This window comes from Bacillus sp. AK124 (assembly GCF_053903085.1).
Window position 1 is genome coordinate 1,096,338 of sequence record NZ_CP096378.1, and the last position, 18,695, is coordinate 1,115,032.

20 protein-coding genes, 2 riboswitches and 1 other annotated feature (1 of these 23 only partly in view) are annotated in these 18,695 nt (G+C 45.4%); of the genes, 14 read left to right on the top strand and 6 right to left on the bottom strand.

Annotation, left to right across the window (positions count from 1 at the left end; all coding sequences use genetic code 11):
• The first annotated feature begins 170 nt into the window (after positions 1 to 170).
• A riboswitch (SAM riboswitch) is annotated at positions 171 to 308 on the top strand.
• Between the two features lie 390 nt (positions 309 to 698).
• Positions 699 to 1,901: a methionine adenosyltransferase gene (gene metK / locus M1E06_RS05525; protein WP_003184586.1), complete on the top strand. Its 1,203-nt coding sequence runs from the start codon at positions 699 to 701 to the stop codon at positions 1,899 to 1,901.
• Positions 1,902 to 2,045: 144 nt separating this feature from the next.
• Positions 2,046 to 3,944, top strand: coding sequence for an asparagine synthase (glutamine-hydrolyzing) (gene asnB / locus M1E06_RS05530; RefSeq protein WP_020452669.1), 1,899 nt, complete (start codon positions 2,046 to 2,048; stop codon positions 3,942 to 3,944).
• A gap of 41 nt (positions 3,945 to 3,985) precedes the next feature.
• Here the strand turns inward: asnB and M1E06_RS05535 are convergent, their stop codons facing one another.
• The 3 genes from M1E06_RS05535 to M1E06_RS05545 all read right to left on the bottom strand — a co-directional run bounded on the left by M1E06_RS05535 (position 3,986) and on the right by M1E06_RS05545 (position 6,399).
• On the bottom strand, positions 3,986 to 5,122 hold the full coding sequence (locus tag M1E06_RS05535; RefSeq protein ID WP_020452668.1) for a glycosyltransferase family 4 protein: 1,137 nt from the start codon (positions 5,120 to 5,122) through the stop codon (positions 3,986 to 3,988).
• A 59-nt stretch (positions 5,123 to 5,181) separates the two neighbouring features.
• Positions 5,182 to 5,694 carry a phosphatase PAP2 family protein gene (locus M1E06_RS05540; RefSeq protein ID WP_373370873.1) on the bottom strand — a complete coding sequence of 171 codons (513 nt, stop codon included), beginning with the start codon at positions 5,692 to 5,694 and terminating at the stop codon, positions 5,182 to 5,184.
• Between the two features lie 186 nt (positions 5,695 to 5,880).
• Positions 5,881 to 6,399 carry a gamma carbonic anhydrase gene (locus M1E06_RS05545; RefSeq protein ID WP_020452666.1) on the bottom strand — a complete coding sequence of 173 codons (519 nt, stop codon included), beginning with the start codon at positions 6,397 to 6,399 and terminating at the stop codon, positions 5,881 to 5,883.
• Positions 6,400 to 6,442: 43 nt separating this feature from the next.
• Here M1E06_RS05545 and M1E06_RS05550 point away from each other — a divergent pair, with 43 nt between their 5' ends.
• Both M1E06_RS05550 and M1E06_RS05555 read left to right on the top strand, forming a co-directional pair.
• Positions 6,443 to 7,222, top strand: coding sequence for an alpha/beta hydrolase (locus tag M1E06_RS05550; protein ID WP_020452665.1), 780 nt, complete (start codon positions 6,443 to 6,445; stop codon positions 7,220 to 7,222).
• 14 nt (positions 7,223 to 7,236) lie between these two features.
• Entirely contained in the window at positions 7,237 to 8,316 is a 1,080-nt protein-coding gene (locus M1E06_RS05555; RefSeq protein ID WP_020452664.1) for a tetraprenyl-beta-curcumene synthase family protein, read from the top strand.
• A gap of 13 nt (positions 8,317 to 8,329) precedes the next feature.
• Here M1E06_RS05555 and M1E06_RS05560 read toward each other — a convergent pair whose 3' ends face one another.
• Entirely contained in the window at positions 8,330 to 8,914 is a 585-nt protein-coding gene (locus M1E06_RS05560; RefSeq protein ID WP_020452663.1) for a tRNA (mnm(5)s(2)U34)-methyltransferase, read from the bottom strand.
• The gene (locus M1E06_RS05565) at positions 8,911 to 9,879 is read right to left on the bottom strand and encodes a TIGR01212 family radical SAM protein (RefSeq protein ID WP_020452662.1); all 969 of its coding nucleotides are present in this window, start codon (positions 9,877 to 9,879) and stop codon (positions 8,911 to 8,913) included. Before M1E06_RS05565 ends, M1E06_RS05560 begins: the two co-directional genes overlap by 4 nt.
• Positions 9,880 to 10,031: 152 nt before the next feature.
• Between M1E06_RS05565 and M1E06_RS05570 the strand changes: the two genes are divergently transcribed.
• The 7 genes from M1E06_RS05570 to M1E06_RS05600 all read left to right on the top strand — a co-directional run bounded on the left by M1E06_RS05570 (position 10,032) and on the right by M1E06_RS05600 (position 14,879).
• A complete protein-coding gene (locus M1E06_RS05570) occupies positions 10,032 to 10,304 on the top strand; it encodes a YtzC family protein (RefSeq protein WP_003184568.1) in 273 nt (90 codons plus the stop codon).
• A gap of 125 nt (positions 10,305 to 10,429) precedes the next feature.
• Complete coding sequence (locus tag M1E06_RS05575) at positions 10,430 to 10,558, top strand: hypothetical protein (RefSeq protein WP_020452661.1); 129 nt, start codon at positions 10,430 to 10,432, stop codon at positions 10,556 to 10,558.
• 41 nt (positions 10,559 to 10,599) lie between these two features.
• Positions 10,600 to 10,992 carry a GntR family transcriptional regulator gene (locus M1E06_RS05580; RefSeq protein ID WP_003184565.1) on the top strand — a complete coding sequence of 131 codons (393 nt, stop codon included), beginning with the start codon at positions 10,600 to 10,602 and terminating at the stop codon, positions 10,990 to 10,992.
• On the top strand, positions 10,985 to 11,863 hold the full coding sequence (locus M1E06_RS05585) for an ATP-binding cassette domain-containing protein (protein ID WP_020452660.1): 879 nt from the start codon (positions 10,985 to 10,987) through the stop codon (positions 11,861 to 11,863). The genes M1E06_RS05580 and M1E06_RS05585 overlap by 8 nt, the downstream gene beginning before the upstream one ends.
• Positions 11,857 to 12,834 carry an ABC transporter permease gene (locus M1E06_RS05590; protein WP_020452659.1) on the top strand — a complete coding sequence of 326 codons (978 nt, stop codon included), beginning with the start codon at positions 11,857 to 11,859 and terminating at the stop codon, positions 12,832 to 12,834. The genes M1E06_RS05585 and M1E06_RS05590 overlap by 7 nt, the downstream gene beginning before the upstream one ends.
• 25 nt (positions 12,835 to 12,859) lie before the next feature.
• Positions 12,860 to 13,558, top strand: coding sequence for an ABC transporter ATP-binding protein (locus M1E06_RS05595; RefSeq protein ID WP_020452658.1), 699 nt, complete (start codon positions 12,860 to 12,862; stop codon positions 13,556 to 13,558).
• Positions 13,548 to 14,879 (top strand): ABC transporter permease, encoded by a 1,332-nt coding sequence (locus M1E06_RS05600; RefSeq protein ID WP_020452657.1) that lies wholly within the window; start codon positions 13,548 to 13,550, stop codon positions 14,877 to 14,879. Before M1E06_RS05595 ends, M1E06_RS05600 begins: the two co-directional genes overlap by 11 nt.
• Positions 14,880 to 14,907: 28 nt before the next feature.
• On the opposite strand, the gene M1E06_RS05605 is transcribed toward M1E06_RS05600, so the two are convergent.
• Positions 14,908 to 15,588, bottom strand: a complete 681-nt coding sequence (locus M1E06_RS05605; protein WP_020452656.1) for a sunset domain-containing protein — start codon at positions 15,586 to 15,588, stop codon at positions 14,908 to 14,910.
• 131 nt (positions 15,589 to 15,719) lie between these two features.
• Positions 15,720 to 15,827: riboswitch (SAM riboswitch) on the top strand.
• Positions 15,828 to 15,883: 56 nt separating this feature from the next.
• On the opposite strand from M1E06_RS05605, the gene M1E06_RS05610 reads away from it, so the two are divergent.
• The 3 genes from M1E06_RS05610 to M1E06_RS05620 all read left to right on the top strand — a co-directional run bounded on the left by M1E06_RS05610 (position 15,884) and on the right by M1E06_RS05620 (position 18,560).
• Complete coding sequence (locus M1E06_RS05610; RefSeq protein WP_020452655.1) at positions 15,884 to 16,708, top strand: MetQ/NlpA family ABC transporter substrate-binding protein; 825 nt, start codon at positions 15,884 to 15,886, stop codon at positions 16,706 to 16,708.
• Between the two features lie 120 nt (positions 16,709 to 16,828).
• Positions 16,829 to 18,010, top strand: a complete 1,182-nt coding sequence (locus M1E06_RS05615) for an MDR family MFS transporter (protein ID WP_020452654.1) — start codon at positions 16,829 to 16,831, stop codon at positions 18,008 to 18,010.
• Positions 18,011 to 18,230: 220 nt separating this feature from the next.
• Positions 18,231 to 18,560 carry a DUF4257 domain-containing protein gene (locus tag M1E06_RS05620; RefSeq protein ID WP_016885609.1) on the top strand — a complete coding sequence of 110 codons (330 nt, stop codon included), beginning with the start codon at positions 18,231 to 18,233 and terminating at the stop codon, positions 18,558 to 18,560.
• A 102-nt stretch (positions 18,561 to 18,662) separates the two neighbouring features.
• Positions 18,663 to 18,695, top strand: a binding site (T-box leader); it runs 174 nt beyond the window's last position.

Genomic DNA, 18,695 nt, shown 5'->3' on the forward strand with positions numbered 1-18,695 from the left:
TTAATGTGTATAACATTAATGTAGAATTAGTATAACACATTTACTCTTATAGTCTATACCGTTTCTTCATTTTTCGTTCGGGTTTTTTCTCGAAAGACAAGTTTAAATTTATTGCGGCCGATATTGACATAACAAGCCATTTTAAGATAAGATATTTCATTGAGCGGATACTCTTATCCCGAGCTGGTGGAGGGACAGGCCCAATGAAACCCAGCAACCGGTTTCTCTTATTAATGGAAAAAAACAGTTTCTGAGACAACTACGGTGCTAACCTGATGCAAGGTGTTCAATACCTTGAGCGATAAGAGTGAAAGGCACGCAATACCAGACCCTTTCCTCAGCGAATAGGAAAAGGTTTTTTTATTGCATAAATCGAGATCCAAAAATTGCTAAAAAAACTGCCTTCAGGAGGAAGGTACTCGGCGTTTTTCACAGGACGTGAAAGGTTTTAGCCGAGTATCAAGCAGGAGGAAGGTACTGGGCGTTTTTCACAGGACGTGAAAGGTCTAGCCGGGCAGCCAGTCAGGAAAAATTCTATTAAGAGGAATTTTGACTTAGAATCTCGTCAAGAATAGCATATGGAAATTGTTTCAAAACGAGAGCGTATGAAGCCCGAGTATCGTCATATAATCAAGAGGGACGAGATCCGTATCATACTTAAGATCACGGCTGATCTTCATATACAGGAGGAAACATAAATGAGCAAAAACCGTCGGTTATTTACATCAGAGTCAGTTACGGAGGGACATCCGGACAAAATTTGCGACCAGATTTCGGATAGTATATTAGACGAAATTTTAAAGAAAGATCCGAATGCCCGCGTTGCCTGTGAAACATCTGTGACAACCGGATTGGTGCTGGTAAGCGGTGAAATCACGACGTCCACTTACGTCGATATTCCGAAAACAGTCCGCGAAACGATTAAAGAAATTGGCTACACACGTGCAAAATACGGTTTTGATGCCGAAACTTGCGCGGTCTTAACGTCTATAGATGAACAGTCGCCAGATATTGCAATGGGAGTCGACCAGGCGCTTGAAGCGCGTGAAGGAGCAATGAGCGACGCTGAAATTGAAGCGATCGGAGCCGGAGACCAAGGTTTAATGTTCGGTTTTGCCTGCAACGAAACAAAGGAACTTATGCCTCTGCCGATTTCGCTTGCTCATAAATTGTCTCGCCGTTTGACAGAAGTCCGCAAAGAGGAAATTCTGCCGTATCTTCGTCCGGACGGAAAGACACAGGTAACTGTTGAGTATGATGAGAACAACAAGCCGATTCGCATCGATACAATTGTCATTTCGACTCAGCATCACCCTGAGATTTCGCTTGAACAAATTCAGCGCAATCTGAAAGAGCATGTCATCAACCCGGTAGTGCCAAAAGAGCTGATCGATGAAAACACGAAGTACTTCATTAATCCTACGGGCCGTTTTGTTATCGGAGGACCGCAGGGGGATGCCGGTTTAACAGGACGCAAAATCATCGTTGACACCTATGGCGGATATGCCCGTCACGGCGGCGGAGCGTTTTCCGGTAAGGATGCGACAAAGGTTGATAGATCTGCAGCTTATGCTGCGAGATATGTAGCGAAAAATATCGTCGCCGCAGGCCTTGCTGATTCCTGTGAAGTGCAGCTTGCCTACGCGATCGGTGTCGCACAGCCGGTATCCATTTCAATCGATACATTCGGTACAGGCAAAGCCAGTGAAGAAACATTGATCGAAGTGGTTCGCAAAAACTTTGATCTAAGACCTGCCGGCATTATTAAAATGCTCGATCTTCGCCGTCCGATTTACAAACAAACGGCAGCTTACGGACATTTCGGCCGCCTCGACCTCGATCTGCCTTGGGAGCGCACAGACAAAGCAGATCAGCTGAAGAAAGATGCATTAGGAGAATAACAACCGCATAGCCGCTTTCATAAGCGGCTTTGTTTTTCGATGGCAAAAAGCGGGCGGATGTGAAACGTTTTTCTTTAAACACTTGTCTAATCAAGAAGCAGACTTTGATTTCTGCACGAAATTTAAAAAATCGGAGGCAATACTATGTGTGGATTTGTAGGGGTATTCAATCATCGCCCATCATCCGAGACAGCAGCCCAGGAAGAACTGATTAAACAAATGAATGAAATGATTGTACACCGCGGTCCGGACGATGATGGGTACTATCATGATGAGCATGTAGGCTTCGGATTTAGAAGGCTCAGCATCATCGATGTGGAAAACGGAGGACAGCCTCTGTCTTATGAAGATGATTCCTATTGGATTATTTTTAATGGAGAAATCTATAACTATATAGAACTGAAAGACGAACTTATTTCAAAAGGATACGAGTTCAAAACCGATTCAGATACGGAAGTTTTGCTTGCGACTTACCGCCACTACAAACAGGAAGCTGCTTCCAAGCTGCGCGGAATGTTTGCTTTTTTAATCTGGGATAAAAAAGAACAGCTCCTATACGGAGCGCGCGATCCGTTCGGCATTAAGCCGCTCTATTTTACGAAAACGGACGGCCATGTTTATTTTGCGTCAGAAAGAAAGAGCCTGATGGCTGTTGATGCCGATTTGGAATTGAATGAAAAAGCGCTTCAGCAGTATACGTCATTCCAATTTGTACCAGAGCCTGAGACGCTTGACAAAAAGGTGCAAAAAGTAGAACCGGGCCATCAGTTTACTGTCCGCCCGGGCGAGGATATTCAATTTAAAACATACTGGAAAGTTCAATTCAAGCCTGTTCAGACCGAAGAAGACAAGCTTGTTCAGGAAGTAAGAGACGCGATCTTTGATTCCGTAAAAGTCCATATGCGAAGCGATGTACCTGTAGGTTCCTTCCTTTCCGGAGGCATCGACTCTTCTTTTATCGTGTCGGTGGCAAAGCAATTTCATCCCAACTTAAAAACGTTCTCTGTCGGCTTTGAACATGAAGGCTTCAGCGAAGTTGACGTTGCGAAAGAAACCGCTGATAGGGTCGGCGTGGAGAACTTCAGCGCGATCATTTCCCCTGAAGAATATATGAACGAGCTTCCAAAGATCGTCTGGCATCTGGATGATCCGTTGGCAGACCCTGCTGCAATTCCTTTGTATTTTGTCGCGAAGGAAGCGAAGAAGCAAGTTACGGTTGTTTTGTCCGGAGAAGGAGCAGATGAGTTGTTCGGCGGTTATAATATTTACCGGGAGCCGCTTTCATTAAAGCCGTTTGAACGAATTCCGTCCCCGCTGAAAAAGATGCTTCTGTACGTAGCTTCAGCGATGCCGGAAGGAATGAAAGGGAAAAGCTTTTTAATGAGGGGCTGTACACCTCTTGAAGAGAGATATATCGGCAACGCAAAGATTTTTGAAGAAGGCATGAAATCAAAACTTCTTCGCCAGTATGACAGCAACCTCTCTTACTGTGACGTGACAAAGCCATATTTTGAAGAAAGCAAGTCCTACAGCGAAATTAACAAAATGCAGTATGTCGATATCCACACATGGATGCGCGGTGACATTTTGCTGAAAGCCGACAAAATGACGATGGCCAATTCACTGGAACTCCGCGTTCCGTTTTTGGACAAAGTCGTATTTGAAGCGGCTTCCAAAATTCCGGAAGAGCTGAAAACGAAAAACGGCACGACAAAATATCTGCTTAGAAAAGCGGCGGAAGGCATCGTTCCAGATCATGTCTTAAACCGCAAAAAGCTAGGGTTCCCTGTGCCGATCCGCCACTGGCTGAAAAACGAAATGCATGACTGGGCCGTGAACATCATTAAAGAGAGCGAGACAGACGCATATATCCATAAAGATTACGTGCTTCAGCTTCTTGAAGACCACTGCGCCAACAAAGCGGATAACAGCCGCAAAATCTGGACGGTTCTCATCTTTATGATCTGGCACAGCATTTTCGTTGAAAAGCGCTTTGTACCGGAAGAACTGAACCATCAGCCAAAAGAAGTCATTATCGTTTAAGTCAAAAAAGAAGGTTTTCGTTAATCGAAAACCTTCTTTTTTTATGCCGGTTTTTCAGCTGATAAATCTGCTAGCACACGTTCACATTCGGAGAAGAGATTGTCAAAAATCACTTCCCACGACTGGGTAAGGGCATAGCTTCTCGCATCGTATGACATCCGTTTTTTTAACGGCACATTGGAGAGGACGCGCAATATATTTTCGGTGAATGCATCCGGATTTCCAGGTTCGGAAAGAAAACCGTTTCTTCCGTTTTGTATAAAGTCTTTCAGGCCGCCGGAATCTGCCCCGATAACAGGCGTCCCGCAGGCGAGCGCTTCAAGCGCGGAATTTCCGAAGGTTTCCGTCGGAGAAGGAAAGACGAACAAATCTGAGCTTGCATAAATGCTTGCCAGCTCTTCTCCTTTGACATAGCCGGCAAAAGTCATATTGAGGGGAGCCCGCTTCTCAAGCTCTTTTTTTAACGGGCCGTCTCCCGCGATCAGCCAGTGGACGCCATCTTTCAAATTGGGGTGACTTGCGATCTTGAGCAGCGTCTCCAAATCTTTCTCAGGTGCAAGCCTTCCGACATAGCTGAGGATATAGGTTTCCTTTATGCCGTATCGCTTGCGGATGTGTTCGGTTTGATGCGCCGGACTGAACAGCGAGCAGTCCACGCCGCGCTTCCAGATGGAGAGGTTCCTGAATTGTTTGGCTTTGAGCTGCATAAACGTTTCGCGCGAAGGGACAAAAATTTTTCGAAAATCTTTATGAAACCAGTGCATATATTTCCATAATAGTTTGGAAAACATTTGAAGATCATAATATGAGAGGTACTGGTCAAAATCGGTATGGTAAGAGCCTACGACAGGGATGTTCCATTTCTTCGCAAGCTTGAGCCCTGCCAGGCCGATATTAAAAGGAGTCGCGATGTGAATGAGATCGGGATTGAATTCGCGGAGTTCTGATTTCATTTTGATGAGATTAGGAAGAGCGACTCTGCACTCGGGGTATAAGAAGAACGGCATGCTCGTAAAACGGCGGATGCGGCTCGAAAATTGTGTTTCATGCGTGCTTTCCGGCGCAAATACTTTATAGGGCATCCCGTTTTTTTCAAGATAATCCGTATACCTTTTCAGCGTTCTGGCGCATCCGTTCACATCCGGTGTAAAAGTGTCCGTAAATATCGCAATTTTCATCGTTTCCCCTCCTGTTTGTGATGTGAAAAATCAGTGACGCTTTGGAAGAAACGGCCGGCTTAGAAGACCATCGCCGACAAAGTTCCGACTGATATCCCGAGGGCCGTGCCTGCCAGAACATCCGAAGGATAATGGAGCCCGAGATAAATTCTGGAGAGTCCCACACTGATGCCTACCGGAATTAATAAAAGCGTGAGTATCGGAAAGAATATCATTAGCGGTGTAATGACGGAAAATGCCGCGGTCGTATGGCCGGATGGAAAAGAATGATCCTTGAGCGGATTTTGCAAAACCTGTGTTTCCTTTAGCGTTAAATACGGCCGCTTTCTTGGATACAGCTTTTTGATCAGCATGACTTGAAGGTGGCTGACCAAAAGTGCAATGGCGCTGGCGATCCCCGCTGTACGAACACTTCCGGATCCGAACAGCAAGAGAGACAGGCTAGCGGAAATCGTGCAGAATGCCCCTCCCAGATGTGTTGAGGAACGAAAGTAACGGTTTAGTGCTTTTTGGTGAAATAAGCTGTTCATACCGAGGAAGACCCGGCATTCAAAGTTGTAGATGCCGACCATCAGTTTATTCAAATGTCATAACCCCCTTTACATGAATGGCTGCTTCATGTTTATTGTAAAAAATGAATGTTTAGCAAATGATAAGTATTTGTAAAGATTTCGGAAAAGAAAAAAGCCGCAGACGCGTGCGGCCGAAAAGGTTATTGCTTAAATTATCGGTGGAAAAATGGTAAAGTTGTAGCAAAGCTAATCTTTTTTTTGCAAGGATTTGTAGTATTGTCCTTTTTCAATATATTCTTTGCGAATTCTTTCCATTTCCTGTTTATCCTTGTCGGTTAACGGGCGGATGACTTTAGCGGGCCTGCCGAATGCGAGGTGCCCGGCCGGGATCTTTTTGCCAGGCGGGACAAGACTGCCTGCCCCGATAAAAGCGCCTTCCCCGACTTCCGCTTCGTCAAGAATAACCGACCCCATTCCGATAAGGGCATGCTTTCGTATCACGGAGCTGTGCAGTGTAACCTGATGGCCTACCGTCACACCGTCTTCAATCACAAGAGGGCGCTCAGGGCTTTGGTGCAGGCAGGAAAGGTCTTGAATGTTCACGCCTTTTCCGATCCTGACCGGGGCGACATCGCCGCGGATAACCGAAGAGAACCAGATGCTTGATTGCTCTCCGATTGTTACATCTCCGGTGATGACCGCGTTGTCGGCGATAAACGCCGTTTCATGAATAACGGGTTCCGTTTTTTTATAAGGGTAGATCATTGGTTTCATCCTTTCATTTATAAAATTGTGTGAGGTGGTCAGCATGTGGTGCATGGAAGCGGAAAGACCTGTTGCTTCAATCGTCATCATTCACGGTGCATGTGAGCATCACGGGCGGTATAAATGGCTGTCCGAAATGTGGCGTTCATCCGGGTTTAATGTCGTCATGGGGGATTTGCCCGGACAGGGAACTTCGACAAGAGAAAGAGGACATATACGCTCGTTTCAAGAATATATTGATGAAGTGGACAAATGGGTCGCCAGGGCGAAAGCATTTGAACTGCCTGTATTTATGCTCGGGCACAGCATGGGCGGCCTGATCGCGATCGAGTGGTTTAAGCAGCAGCAAAGCGGCATTGCCGGTCTCATTTTATCATCCCCTTGTCTCGGGCTGCAATTAAAGCCGAACAAATTTTTGGACTGGATTTCCAAAGGGCTCAACGTTTTGGCTCCGTCCATGCGGTTTGAATCCGGGATCACGCCTGATAAAGCGACGAGAAACAAAGAAGTCATCGAAATGGACATCAACGATTCATTATATATCACAAAAGTTTCTGTCAGATGGTATCAAGAAATGTTAAAAGCGTTGAAAAGCGCGATGGAGCCGACGGACGCCTTTCTCAACATCCCGCTCTTTGTCATGCAGGCGGGCACAGACTGGCTTGTCGACAAAAAAATGGTCGTCAAGTGGTTTAACGAGCTTGCTTCTCACAATAAGACGTACAGGGAATGGGAGGGCTTATACCACGAAATTTTTAATGAGCCTGAACGGGAAGACGTTTTTAAAGCGGCCAGAGCGTTTGCGGAACAGTATATGACATAATGGAGGTGCATTCTTTGGCAGTACCGGAGCATCCTTTTGGATTAATGGCTAAAGTATACAGAGAAGTTTTTCCCCTTGTTCATCAAGAGTTGGACAAGTGGAAACGAAAAGCTGAAACGATTCAAAATCCCGAGCTGAAAACGCAGGCGAAAGCCAGCATTAGGGATAAAACCTTTCACTGTGAAGGCGGCGGCATTATGGCCCTCCTTTCAGGCGACAAAATCGAGCAGTCGATCCGGTTTATTACGGCGTATCAGACGATAAGCGACTATCTCGACAATCTATGCGACCGGAGCACCTCGCTTGACCCTGATGATTTTTCCATGCTTCATCAGTCAATGAAAGACGCGCTGACCGTCGGGGCTGAATTGAAGAACTATTACCGGTTCAGGGAAGACCAGGATGATCAAGGCTATTTGCACGACTTAGTGAAAACGTGCCAAGACGTGCTTGCGGAAATTGAGAACTATGATCTGATCAAGCAGCACCTGCTTGAGCTTTGCAGCTATTACTGCGATCTGCAAGTTCATAAACACGTTGTGGAGCATGAGCGTGTCCCCCGGCTCGAAGCGTGGTTTGAGAATTATAGATCGGCCTTGCCGAAAATGGAATGGTACGAGTTCTCAGCCTGTGCGGGTTCAACGCTCGGCATCTTCTGCCTCGTATCGTATTCCGTCCGTTCCGATTTTACTGAATCGATGGCCGGAAAGATCCGCGACAGCTATTTTCCGTACATACAGGGACTGCACATCCTGCTCGATTATTTAATTGACCAGGAGGAAGACTTAATCGGAGGAGATTTGAATTTCTGCACGTATTACCCATCACATTCAGATATGATGGAAAGGCTCGAATATTTCATCGAAATGGCGGATGAACATTTGCGCGGGATTCCGCACGAAAACTTTCACCGTTTGATCAACAGAGGTCTTCTGGGTGTTTATTTATCAGACGATAAGGTCGCGGGTCAAAAGGAAATCGGCCGGCTGGCGAAGCGCCTTATTAAAGCGAGCGGAAAAACTTCCTACTTCTTCTATATCAACGGAAGGGCCTACCGCAAAATTCAAAAAATGCCGTGGATGAAAAGTTCATAAAGGAAAGCTCAAATCATTTGCTGATTTGAGCTTTTTTTTCAATGGCGATAATAAACGGAGGATCATTCCGCTGGTTTAGGTATTGATAACAGAGGACGCGCGCTTTATCCTGGTCAAGATTTGAGCAAAATTCGAGAAGGTCTTCCTTCTCTCTTTTTCCTTCTGGATGGCCGTGATAGACGACAAGCACGATTAGCCCTTCGTCTTTCAAGATGTGCAGCAGCTGTTCGATGCTCGAAATGGTGGACACGCTTCTTGTTGTCACTGCTTTGTCTCCGCCCGGCAAATATCCGAGATTGAAGACGGCTGCCGATACATGGCCGATCGCTTCAGGCGGAAGCGATTCAATCAGCTGATCGTGGCTTTTTTGAATCAGAGTGACGTTGCCGCGGTGCTTTTCTCCAAGCCTTTCCGCAGTATGGATCAGCGCCTCTTCCTGGATATCAAAGGCATAGACATGTCCGTTTTCACCGACAAGTTCTGCTAAAAAATACGTATCATGTCCGTTTCCCATTGTCGCATCAATGACGATGTCTCCTTCGCCTGCGGCTGTTTTCAGCAGTTCTTTCGCATACGGGAGGATCTTTTTGAGCTTCATGTGGCGATGCCTTCTTTCTCTTTGTTGAACCATTTCCCCTGATAGCTGCCGCGCCTTTCCAGTTCTCCATTGATGGCATTTAAGACTTCCCATTTATTGACGCTCCACATCGGTCCGACCATCAATTCGATCGGTCCGTCACCCGTAATCCGGTGAATGATCATTTCCGGCGGAAGAATTTCAAGCTGATCGCAAACAAGCTGGACATAATCATCTTGCGAAAGGAACGTTAATTTTCCTTTTTCATACTGCTTCACCATTGGCGTTCCCTTTAACAGGTGAAGCAGATGGATTTTAATCCCCTGCACATCCAAATCGGCGACCGCTTTTGCGGTTTCCATCATCATGCCGCGGTCTTCGAGAGGCAGCCCGTTAATGATGTGAGAGCAGACGCGGATACCGTGTTTCCTCAGCTTGTTCACGCCTTCTACATAGCAGTCGAAATCATGTGCGCGGTTGATCAAATCAGCCGTCCGTTCATGAACGGTTTGAAGGCCGAGTTCCACCCAGAGGTATGTTCGTTCATGAAGCTCGGCAAGATATTCGACAACATCGTCAGGAAGACAGTCCGGCCGGGTTGCGATTGAAAGGCCGACTACGCCGTCGAGGCCGAGGACCGTTTCGTATTTTTCGCGAAGAACGCTGACAGGAGCGTGCGTATTCGTAAATGCTTGAAAGTACGCCATGTATTTGCCGTCTTTCCATTTTTCATGCATTCTGTCGCGGACTTCATTAAATTGGGTCAGCAGATCGTCGGCTCGGTTTCCCGCAAAGTCTCCGCTCCCTGCGGCGCTGCAAAATGTGCATCCGCCGTGTGCGACCGTGCCGTCGCGATTCGGGCAGTCAAAGCCTCCGTCAAGGGCGACTTTAAACACTTTATGACCGAAATGATTTCGTAAATGATAATTCCATGTATGATATCGTTTTTCACTGTTCGTATATGGAAAAGGGTTGTTCTGATGCAAACAAAAGGACCTCCTTTTAGTATTACGCATCCTAAAATTGTAGCAAATAAACACGATAAGAACAAACCGATTCCCAATTATTTTCTTCAATGATCACGGCTGTGATGGCCAAACTAATCACGATGGATTTTTCCATTAAGGAGGGGTTTTCTTTGGCTACAAGACAATCCGTCGGAGAGCACATCCAAAGAAGCGAAGATGCTTATGATTATGCTTTATCTCAATTTGAAACTGCAAGCAGGCAGGAACATTACAATGAGACAGAGTACAGCGATGCGCAGCTGATGCTTGAAAACGCGGTCAATGAATTAAACAAGCTTTCGCTGTTTGCCAATGAGCAACAAAGGGAGGAAATTCACCGCAAAAGGCTTCAGCTGCAAACCCTTCAAAACAATATGATTCTGCAGAGATCGTATGAAAGATGAACCCTTTTTGAAAGGGTTCATTTTTTTGAAAAAAGTGATTGACAAAAAAGGACGATGTATTTAATGTATTAGGTGTACTATATCGAGTAATACAATTAACACACACATGTAAAGGAGCAACTCTCATGAGTGATAAACATAAAAAAATAACGCCGATGGTGGTCGTGGCGTTTATCATTGCCTGTTCGTTCTTGTTTGTTCTTGCGAAGCTGGGCTTTATAATTCAAGAAAATTTGGGATACGTGTTTTTTTAAAAGTGAATGACCTGAGATTGAACGAGAAAGAAGGGAGATAGATGATTCAAATCGATCCGAGAAGCTCTACCCCGATCTATGAGCAGATTATCCAGCAGATGAAAGAGCTTTGCTTAAAAGGGATAATCAAGCCTGGAGATAAACTTCCTTCTGTCAGAGAGCTTGCAACCATTATCATTGCAAACCCGAATACTGTCAGCAAAGCCTATAAAGAACTTGAACGGGAAGGAATAATTGAAACGTTGAGGGGGAGAGGAACGTATATTTCAGAAAACGCGAAAGTTACGCTTGATGAAGGGAAGATTGCGATGATTAAAGAGCAGTTAAAGCAGCTGATCATCGATGCGCATTACGCTGGGATCGACACTAAAAAGCTGCAGGAGTGGATGGCGGAAATCGACGAAGAAGTGAGAGGAGGGGAAGTGAATGATTGAGCTCAAATCTGTATCAAAAACGATTGACGGAAAACAAATACTCAAAAACATCTCCTTTAAGCTTGAGGAAGGAGAGATTTTCGGACTGCTCGGCAGAAACGGCTCAGGGAAAACAACGCTTCTCCGCCTGATTCAGCAAATCCTGCTGCCTGATGAGGGAGATATCTACTTCGGCAGCGTCAAGGTGAAGGACCATCCGCTCGTCAAGCGCAATATCGTCTATATGCCCGTTCAAAACACCTATTTCGAAAAATACAATTACAAACAGCTCGTCAATATTTTGCGAAACATTTATCCTGACTTTGATGTTACATACGCTAATGAATTAATGAACCGCTACGATATTCCTGAAACAAAAAAGTACAGGGAATTGTCTACAGGATTGAAAAAGCAAATGTCGCTGATCTTGTCATTTGCGATCCGGCCGGCGGTCATCCTGCTCGATGAACCGACAGACGGCATTGATGCCGTCACAAGACAAGATGTTCTCCAGCTGATGGTCGATGAAGTGGCTGAAAACAACACGACGATTCTCATCACATCCCACCGGCTTGAGGATATTGAAAGAATGTGCAACCGAATCGGTTTTCTCGAAGACAATACATTGTCGAACATCATGGATCTTGATGAACTGAAAGGCGATTTTATTAAAATCCAAATGGCATTTGAAGAAGATGTCAATTTGAAAATCAGAGAAAGGGAAATCCCTGTTTTGGATCACACCGGCGTCTTTTATACGGTGTTGATTCCGAAAGAAGACGATGTGAGCAAACAATTTCTTAAAAGTTTGTCTCCGAAAGTTTGGAACGAGCTTCCGGTCAGTCTTGAGGAAGTATTCATCGCGAAGTATGGAGGTAAGCGAAGATGGTAGACCGCGGACTTTTATATAAAGAGTGGAAACAGCATTTCTGGATTTTTTTAGTTGTGTTTGCAGCGGTGATGCTGAGTGAACCGCTTACGCTTTTGAATGATTATTTCCAGTACCAAGGATGCCTTGCAGAACTGAAAAAATTTCCCGATATGGAGTGTGTTTTATATAAAGATTATGAGATAGGCGGGGCTATGAGAATGTTCTGGGTTGGAGGAGTCGCGCTTGCACTCAGCCAGATCGGGTTTGAACGTAGCAGAGGAACGCTTGATTTCACACTCGGCCTCCCTTATAGGCGCGGCATCATTTTCAATACGAAATATGTCTTCGGCCTTTCAATTCTTTTAACAGCTCAGCTATTATCTTACTTATTATCTTACGCTTTGATTATTTTGTATAAGGTTGATGTCATTCATTTTCATGAGTATTTTATCGGGTCGGTCATTTTCTGCTTTATGGTCTACTCGCTTGTCATGGCGGCGGGCGCGATGACCGGCAATCCGCTGGCCCAGCTGGTCGTTGCATTTTCAACGTCGATCCTGCCGTATTTGCTGATCGGGCTTCCGTTGGCCAACCTTCGAATCATTCGGAGTTTCTTTGGAGGTCACTCTGCTTTCTTTTATGGTGAAACAGAACTATTGGATTATATAACGCCGATCATGTACCTCAACCATTTCGGCATTCAATACGGCAGCCTGGCCTTTACGCTTATTCCGCTCGCCATGGGGATTTTGTTTTATATGATCGGCTACTTCTGCTTTATCAGACAGCAGATTGAACGGAACGGACATTTTTTCCTTTGGGGAAAAATGGACCGGCCGATCCAAATTCTCGTGATTTTATTCGGCATCGGGGGATTCGGGACAGCCTCTGGCTCAAGCCTGTCCAGCTATATCTTCGGTATGTTGATCGGTTCGGCAGTCGGGTTTTTAATCAGTTACTTCTTGATTTTTAAAAAAATAAAACAGCTGTAACCCATAATGGAGAGGAGATTTACAAATGATCAGTGTAGAGCATATTCACCACTCGTTTAAAGTCGGCAAAAAGGGGAGGGAAAATGAAATTAAAGTGTTAAAGGATGTCTCGCTTACCGTCGAAAAAGGCGAAATCGCCTGCATTGTCGGACGGAGCGGTTCCGGAAAATCGACGCTGTTGAACTTGATTTCCGGCTATATCGCCCCGACAGAAGGTAAGATCGTCATTGACGGCACGAATGTCACGAATTACGGCGAAAAAGAATGGGCGGCATTCAGGCTTGAACATTTCGGCTTCATCTTTCAAAGTTTTCAGCTGATTCCGAGCCTGACGACTTTCGAAAATATCGAGCTGCCTCTGACTTTAAAAGGTGTTCATCCGTCTGAGCGGAAGCAACGCGTCAATGAGATGCTTCACCGCGTCGGCCTTGAAAACCACGCCGGCCACTATCCGAATGAGCTTTCAGGCGGACAGCAGCAGCGCGTCAGCATCGCCCGCGCTTTGATTTTGAATCCGTCAATCATTTTAGCCGACGAACCGACAGGAAGCCTGGACTCCGAAACAGAACAGGAAATTCTCGAATTCATTCGGCAGCTGAACAGGGAACGCGGGATTACATTTGTCATCATCACGCACGATGACGAAGTGGCATCGATCGCCAATACGAAATTTCAGTTATCTGACGGCGTGTTAGAGAAAGGGGAAGAGACTGTTGAAGTTTAAGGATCAGTTGAAGTTTATTAGAAGAAATATGAAGAAAAACCGCCTGCGTGTATTCATGACCATTCTCGCAACAACGGTGGCCTGCGCATTCTTAATCGTGCTCGCATCGGTCGGGTTCGGCCTGCAAAAATCGCTGACTGAACAGCTGATGAAAGAGCAAATCGTGACTGAGATAAATGTTGTCGGAAAAGAAGGGCAAAGCGATCAGAAAGTTCAAAAGAAAGACTTGAAAGAATTCGAAAATCGCAAAGATGTGTCCGCGATTATCGAGCGCACGCAGGTGTTCGCACCTGCTGAAGCAAAGTTGGGCAACAGGACAAACAATCAAATGTCGAATATCACGATTACTGACATGGCCGCTGAACAAAAAGCCAATATCAAACTCGATCGCGGCCGCGTAGCGAAAACACCGAATGAAATCGTCGTCGGCTACCATTTCGGGAAGAATCTCTGGACGAAAAAAGAAGCCCAAGATTATGAAAAGCAGATGGAAAATAATGCTGAGGAAGTAAAAGAACCAAAAGGATACGCAGAAGATATTCTCGGCAAAACAATTGAATTAAAGATCTCAAAAATGGATGAAAAAACAGGAGAAGAAGGGAAAGCGAAAACATATGATCTGAAAGTTGTCGGAGTTACGAAAAAACCTTCTTATGAATGGGCAAGCGATTCAACAGTCTATGTCAGCAACGACATGCAAAAAGACATCACCGGATTTCTGAAGGCGGACAAAGACAGCGGCACGATCGAAAAAAAGCTTTCGGTTTACGCGGATAACTTTGAACATGTCGGACAGCTGACAACAGATTTGGAGGATGAAGGCTACTACGTCGATTCAATAACGAAAAAACTCGAAAGCATTAATCTTTTTTTCATGGCTTTTAAAATCGGTCTGATCTTCGTCGGAGTCATTGCCGTCTTGATTTCAGCGATCGGCATTTTCAACACGATGACAATGGCGGTTACAGAGCGGACGCAGGAGATCGGCATTATGAAAGCGATCGGGGCAAGCCCGAACGTGATCAGGAAAATGTTTCTGCTGGAAAGCGCCTATATCGGTATCTTAGGATCTGTTTTAGGTGTTATCATTTCATACGGTGTCAGCTTTTTAGTGAACAAGATTATACCACCTATTTTATCATCGGTTTCAGAAGGAGGAGCGAGTGCGGCAGACTTCAGCATCACCTTCTCGTACATTCCGGTCAGTCTTGTCCTTATCGCGACCTTGATCAGTGCAGGCGTCGCCATTCTTTCAGGCCTGAACCCGGCCATTAAAGCGACAAGAACGAACGTGCTGACAGCATTAAGAAGAGAGCTTTAAGAAAAAAGCCGGCGGTATGCCGGCTTTTTTAACGTTTCGGAGGTCTGTACCCCGCATCACGCGCCTCCTGTTCTGTGCAGAACCAGCGGGCGACGTTTTTCGTGCGGTCATAATATGTACTTCCTGGTGTATGATAAATATGGTTGACGCTTCCTTTGATTTTGCACTCCTGTTTGCTTTCACCGCTGTTTTTCTTAGGGGAGGGCGCGCTGTGTGACGTTCCGGCCTGAGCGGTGGCGTTCTTTTCTTTTACAGTGGCTTCGGTACTGCCGCTTTTTTCTTCAGCCTTAGCCAGTTTTTCTGACAGCGATTTTGTTTTTTTCGTAAGCGAGTCTTTTTCTTTTGTCAGTTTTTCGTTTTCTTTTTTTAATGTGTCATTCTCCGTTTTGGCTGCCTTCAGTTTTTCGTTTGCTTGATTGAGCTGCTGCTTTAATGCGGTTTGCTCCTTTTGTACAGCGCTGTGTTCAGTTTTCAGTTCCTGAAGCTCGGTTGTCAGGTCCTCTGTTTTTGTCTCATCGACGGCATATGTTTCCTCACTGTAATAAGGCGCAGAGATGATCAGGAGGAGAAGTCCGCCTGCAAAACAAGGATAAAAGAGTTTTCTGGAAAACCTTTTGCCTGGAGAAAAGATTCTTCTGATCAAATGAAATACAAGGTAGCAGATGGAAAAAATAAAGGATAAAAACCCGATCAGCATGATAGATTCCATGATTCGTCTCCTTTCGTGTTTGATAACTATATTTTAGCTTAAAAAGAAAAAAATGTTTATACCAAAAAACTTCTTGCAAATCTAAATATTCAAACGTAAAATAAAGAAATCATTTAAAAAACTGAATATGCAGCTTATAAAGAGAGATGGAGGGACTGGCCCGGCGAAATCTCAGCAACCTGCAGCAGAGCAAGGTGCTAAATCCAGCAGAATGTCAGGCGCATTCTGAAAGATAAGTTGAACAACTCTTTCAGGCGCTGAAAGAGTTTTTTTTATTTTGGAGGAGGAGATGTACATGAACAAGATATTAAAATGGACTTCCGTGCTGGGACTGGCCTTGAGCATGGCGCTTCTGACCGCATGCGGAAACAATGCCGAAAGCGATGGTAAAACGATCAAAATAGGCGCTACTGCAGGACCGTATTACGATATGGTCAAAAAAGCGATTCAGCCTGAACTTGAGAAAAAAGGCTACAAAGTTGAAGTGGTCGAATTCACCGACTATGTACAGCCGAACACGGCGTTAAGCGAAGGCGAACTCGACGCCAATTTGTTTCAACATGAGGTTTTTATGAAATCATACAATCAAGAAAACAATAAACATCTTGCTGCACTCATTTCTGTGCCGACCGCTCCGATGGGTCTCTATTCTGCCAAATATAACGACTTGAACGATGTCAAAAACGGGGCGGAAGTGGCTGTTCCAAACGATCCGGCCAATGCCGCCAGGGCATTTTTAACGCTCCAGGATCAGGGGCTGATTCGGCTGAAAAGCGATGTCGACACATTGAAAGCCTCTGTGCAGGATATTGCGGAAAATCCGAAAAAGCTGACATTTAAACAGCTTGAATCTGCCAATCTTCCAAGAGCGGTCGATGACCTGGATATCGCGGCTGTCCCGGGTAATTTCGCTCTCTCCGCTAATATGAAGTTGCAGGACGCGCTGGCGCTTGAGAACATGCCTGACCGCTACCGCAATCAAGTGGTAGTGGATGAAAAAAACAAAGACAAGCCATTCGCCAAAGATCTCAAAGAAGCGGTAAAATCCAAAGCTTTCGAAGATGCGATCGATCGGGAATTCGCCGGTTTCGGAAAGCCAAAATGGATGACGCAATCATAAAAAAATTCCCCCTTTAAAAAGGGGGTTTTTTATGTTGAAAATCGAAATCGTGTCAATTGAAAAAAATGGGCAAAACGAATAGAATCTAGAGGGAATGCTAAAGAGAAAGAAGGAAACGCTATGCCGCGCACATTATGGCTATTGGTCATCGGAATGTTTATCAATGTCACAGGGGCATCTTTTTTATGGCCGCTGAATACCATCTATATCCATCAGCATTTGGGAAAGTCGCTGACAGCGGCCGGATTTGTGCTGATGCTGAACTCAGGGGCAAATGTGCTGGGCAACCTGTTCGGGGGATATCTATTCGATAAAATCGGCGGATTTAAAACCGTCGTACTTGGAATTGTGATCACGTTTGCGAGCCTTTCAGGCCTCGTCTTTTTTCACGAGTGGTTCCAATACATTCTTTTCTTAACACTGGCCGGTTTTGGATCAGGGATCGTGTTTCCGGCATGCTATGCAATGGCCGGCTCGGTTTGGCCGGAAGGCGGCAGAAAGCCGTTCAATGCTGTATACGTGGCGCAAAATGCAGGGGTGGCAGTTGGTTCAGCGCTCGGCGGAATTGTCGCGTCTTTTTCATTTACGTATGTTTTTCTGGCGAATGCAATGCTGTATGCCGTCTTTTTCATGATTGCGATTTTCGGATTTAGACGCATTCGGTCTGAAAAAGCCATGCAGTCTTCTGTTTTGGATCATGCCGATTCAGTCAGCGGGAAATCTAGATTCTCCGCGCTTTTGGTTATATGTACGGGCTACCTGCTCGGCTGGGTCGCTTATTCGCAATGGTCCTCGACCATCGCTTCACACACCCAGGAGCTGGGGATATCTCTTGGGCAGTACAGCGTACTTTGGACAGTGAACGGGGCGCTCATTGTTTTCGGTCAGCCGCTGATCGGTTTTTTTGTGAAACGGTTTGCCGAATCGCTGAAAAACCAAATCGTGATCGGATTTGTCATTTTTATGATGGCATACGGAATTTTGTTTGGCGCTGAACGGTTTCCGGCGTTTCTTGCCGCGATGGTTGTGCTGACCATTGGCGAAATGCTTGTATGGCCGGCTGTGCCGACAATCGCCAACCGTCTCGCTCCGAGGGGAAAAGAAGGGTTTTATCAAGGGTTTGTCAACAGTATGGCGACCGGCGGAAGAATGATCGGGCCGCTTTTTGGCGGAATGCTGGTTGATTATTTCAATATGCAGCTTTTGCTCGCGGTTTTGCTCGTATTGCTGCTGTTCGCAATAGGAACGGCGTTTTTATACGACAGGAAGGAAAAGCAGCTCTCCGCTCAATCAGATGCATAAGTGGTATAGAAAAAATAGGTAATTGTAATTATATGAAAATGAATCGAAGGAATCAAGATTATCAACCAAATCTTCACATATAATGGAAGAAACAAGCTTTTTTTCTTCTCAGACAGAACACATTTTCTGTATGGTAGTATCGAATATCATCGCAAGGGGTCTAGGGGGGCTGCTCGATGGCCTGAAGTCGCTTGACTAAACTAAGGGCTTTAGGAAGGTGATGAAGATGCTGCATCAAGTTTTGGTTGCTTGTTTGATTGGAGGGATTATGGGGGTTCTCGGGCACGTTAAAAAAAGAGGGCGCCTCGAGAAACCGAGAACAACGAAACGATTCATTTACCTTGGATTTTTTGAAGATATTCTTGTCGGAATGGTTGCTTCTATTTTGCTTGTTTTATCTGCGGAACCTGATTCTGGAATTCAGCTTGTCGTGTTATCGATCATTGCCGGCTACGGCGGTGAAGCTGTATTGAGAAGCTTTGACTTTGTCAGAGAACAGCAGGCAAATGTACAGAACTCCGAACGGCAAAACAAATCTCCACACGATTAAGATCCTCACTCTTACCCTTTTTTCAGCACATTCCCATTGTATACAAACCTGCTTGCACTTATGAACAGAATTCTATAAAATACAGATAAGATTACGGTTACGGCAAGAACAGTGAAGAGGAGCAGTAAGAAGCCC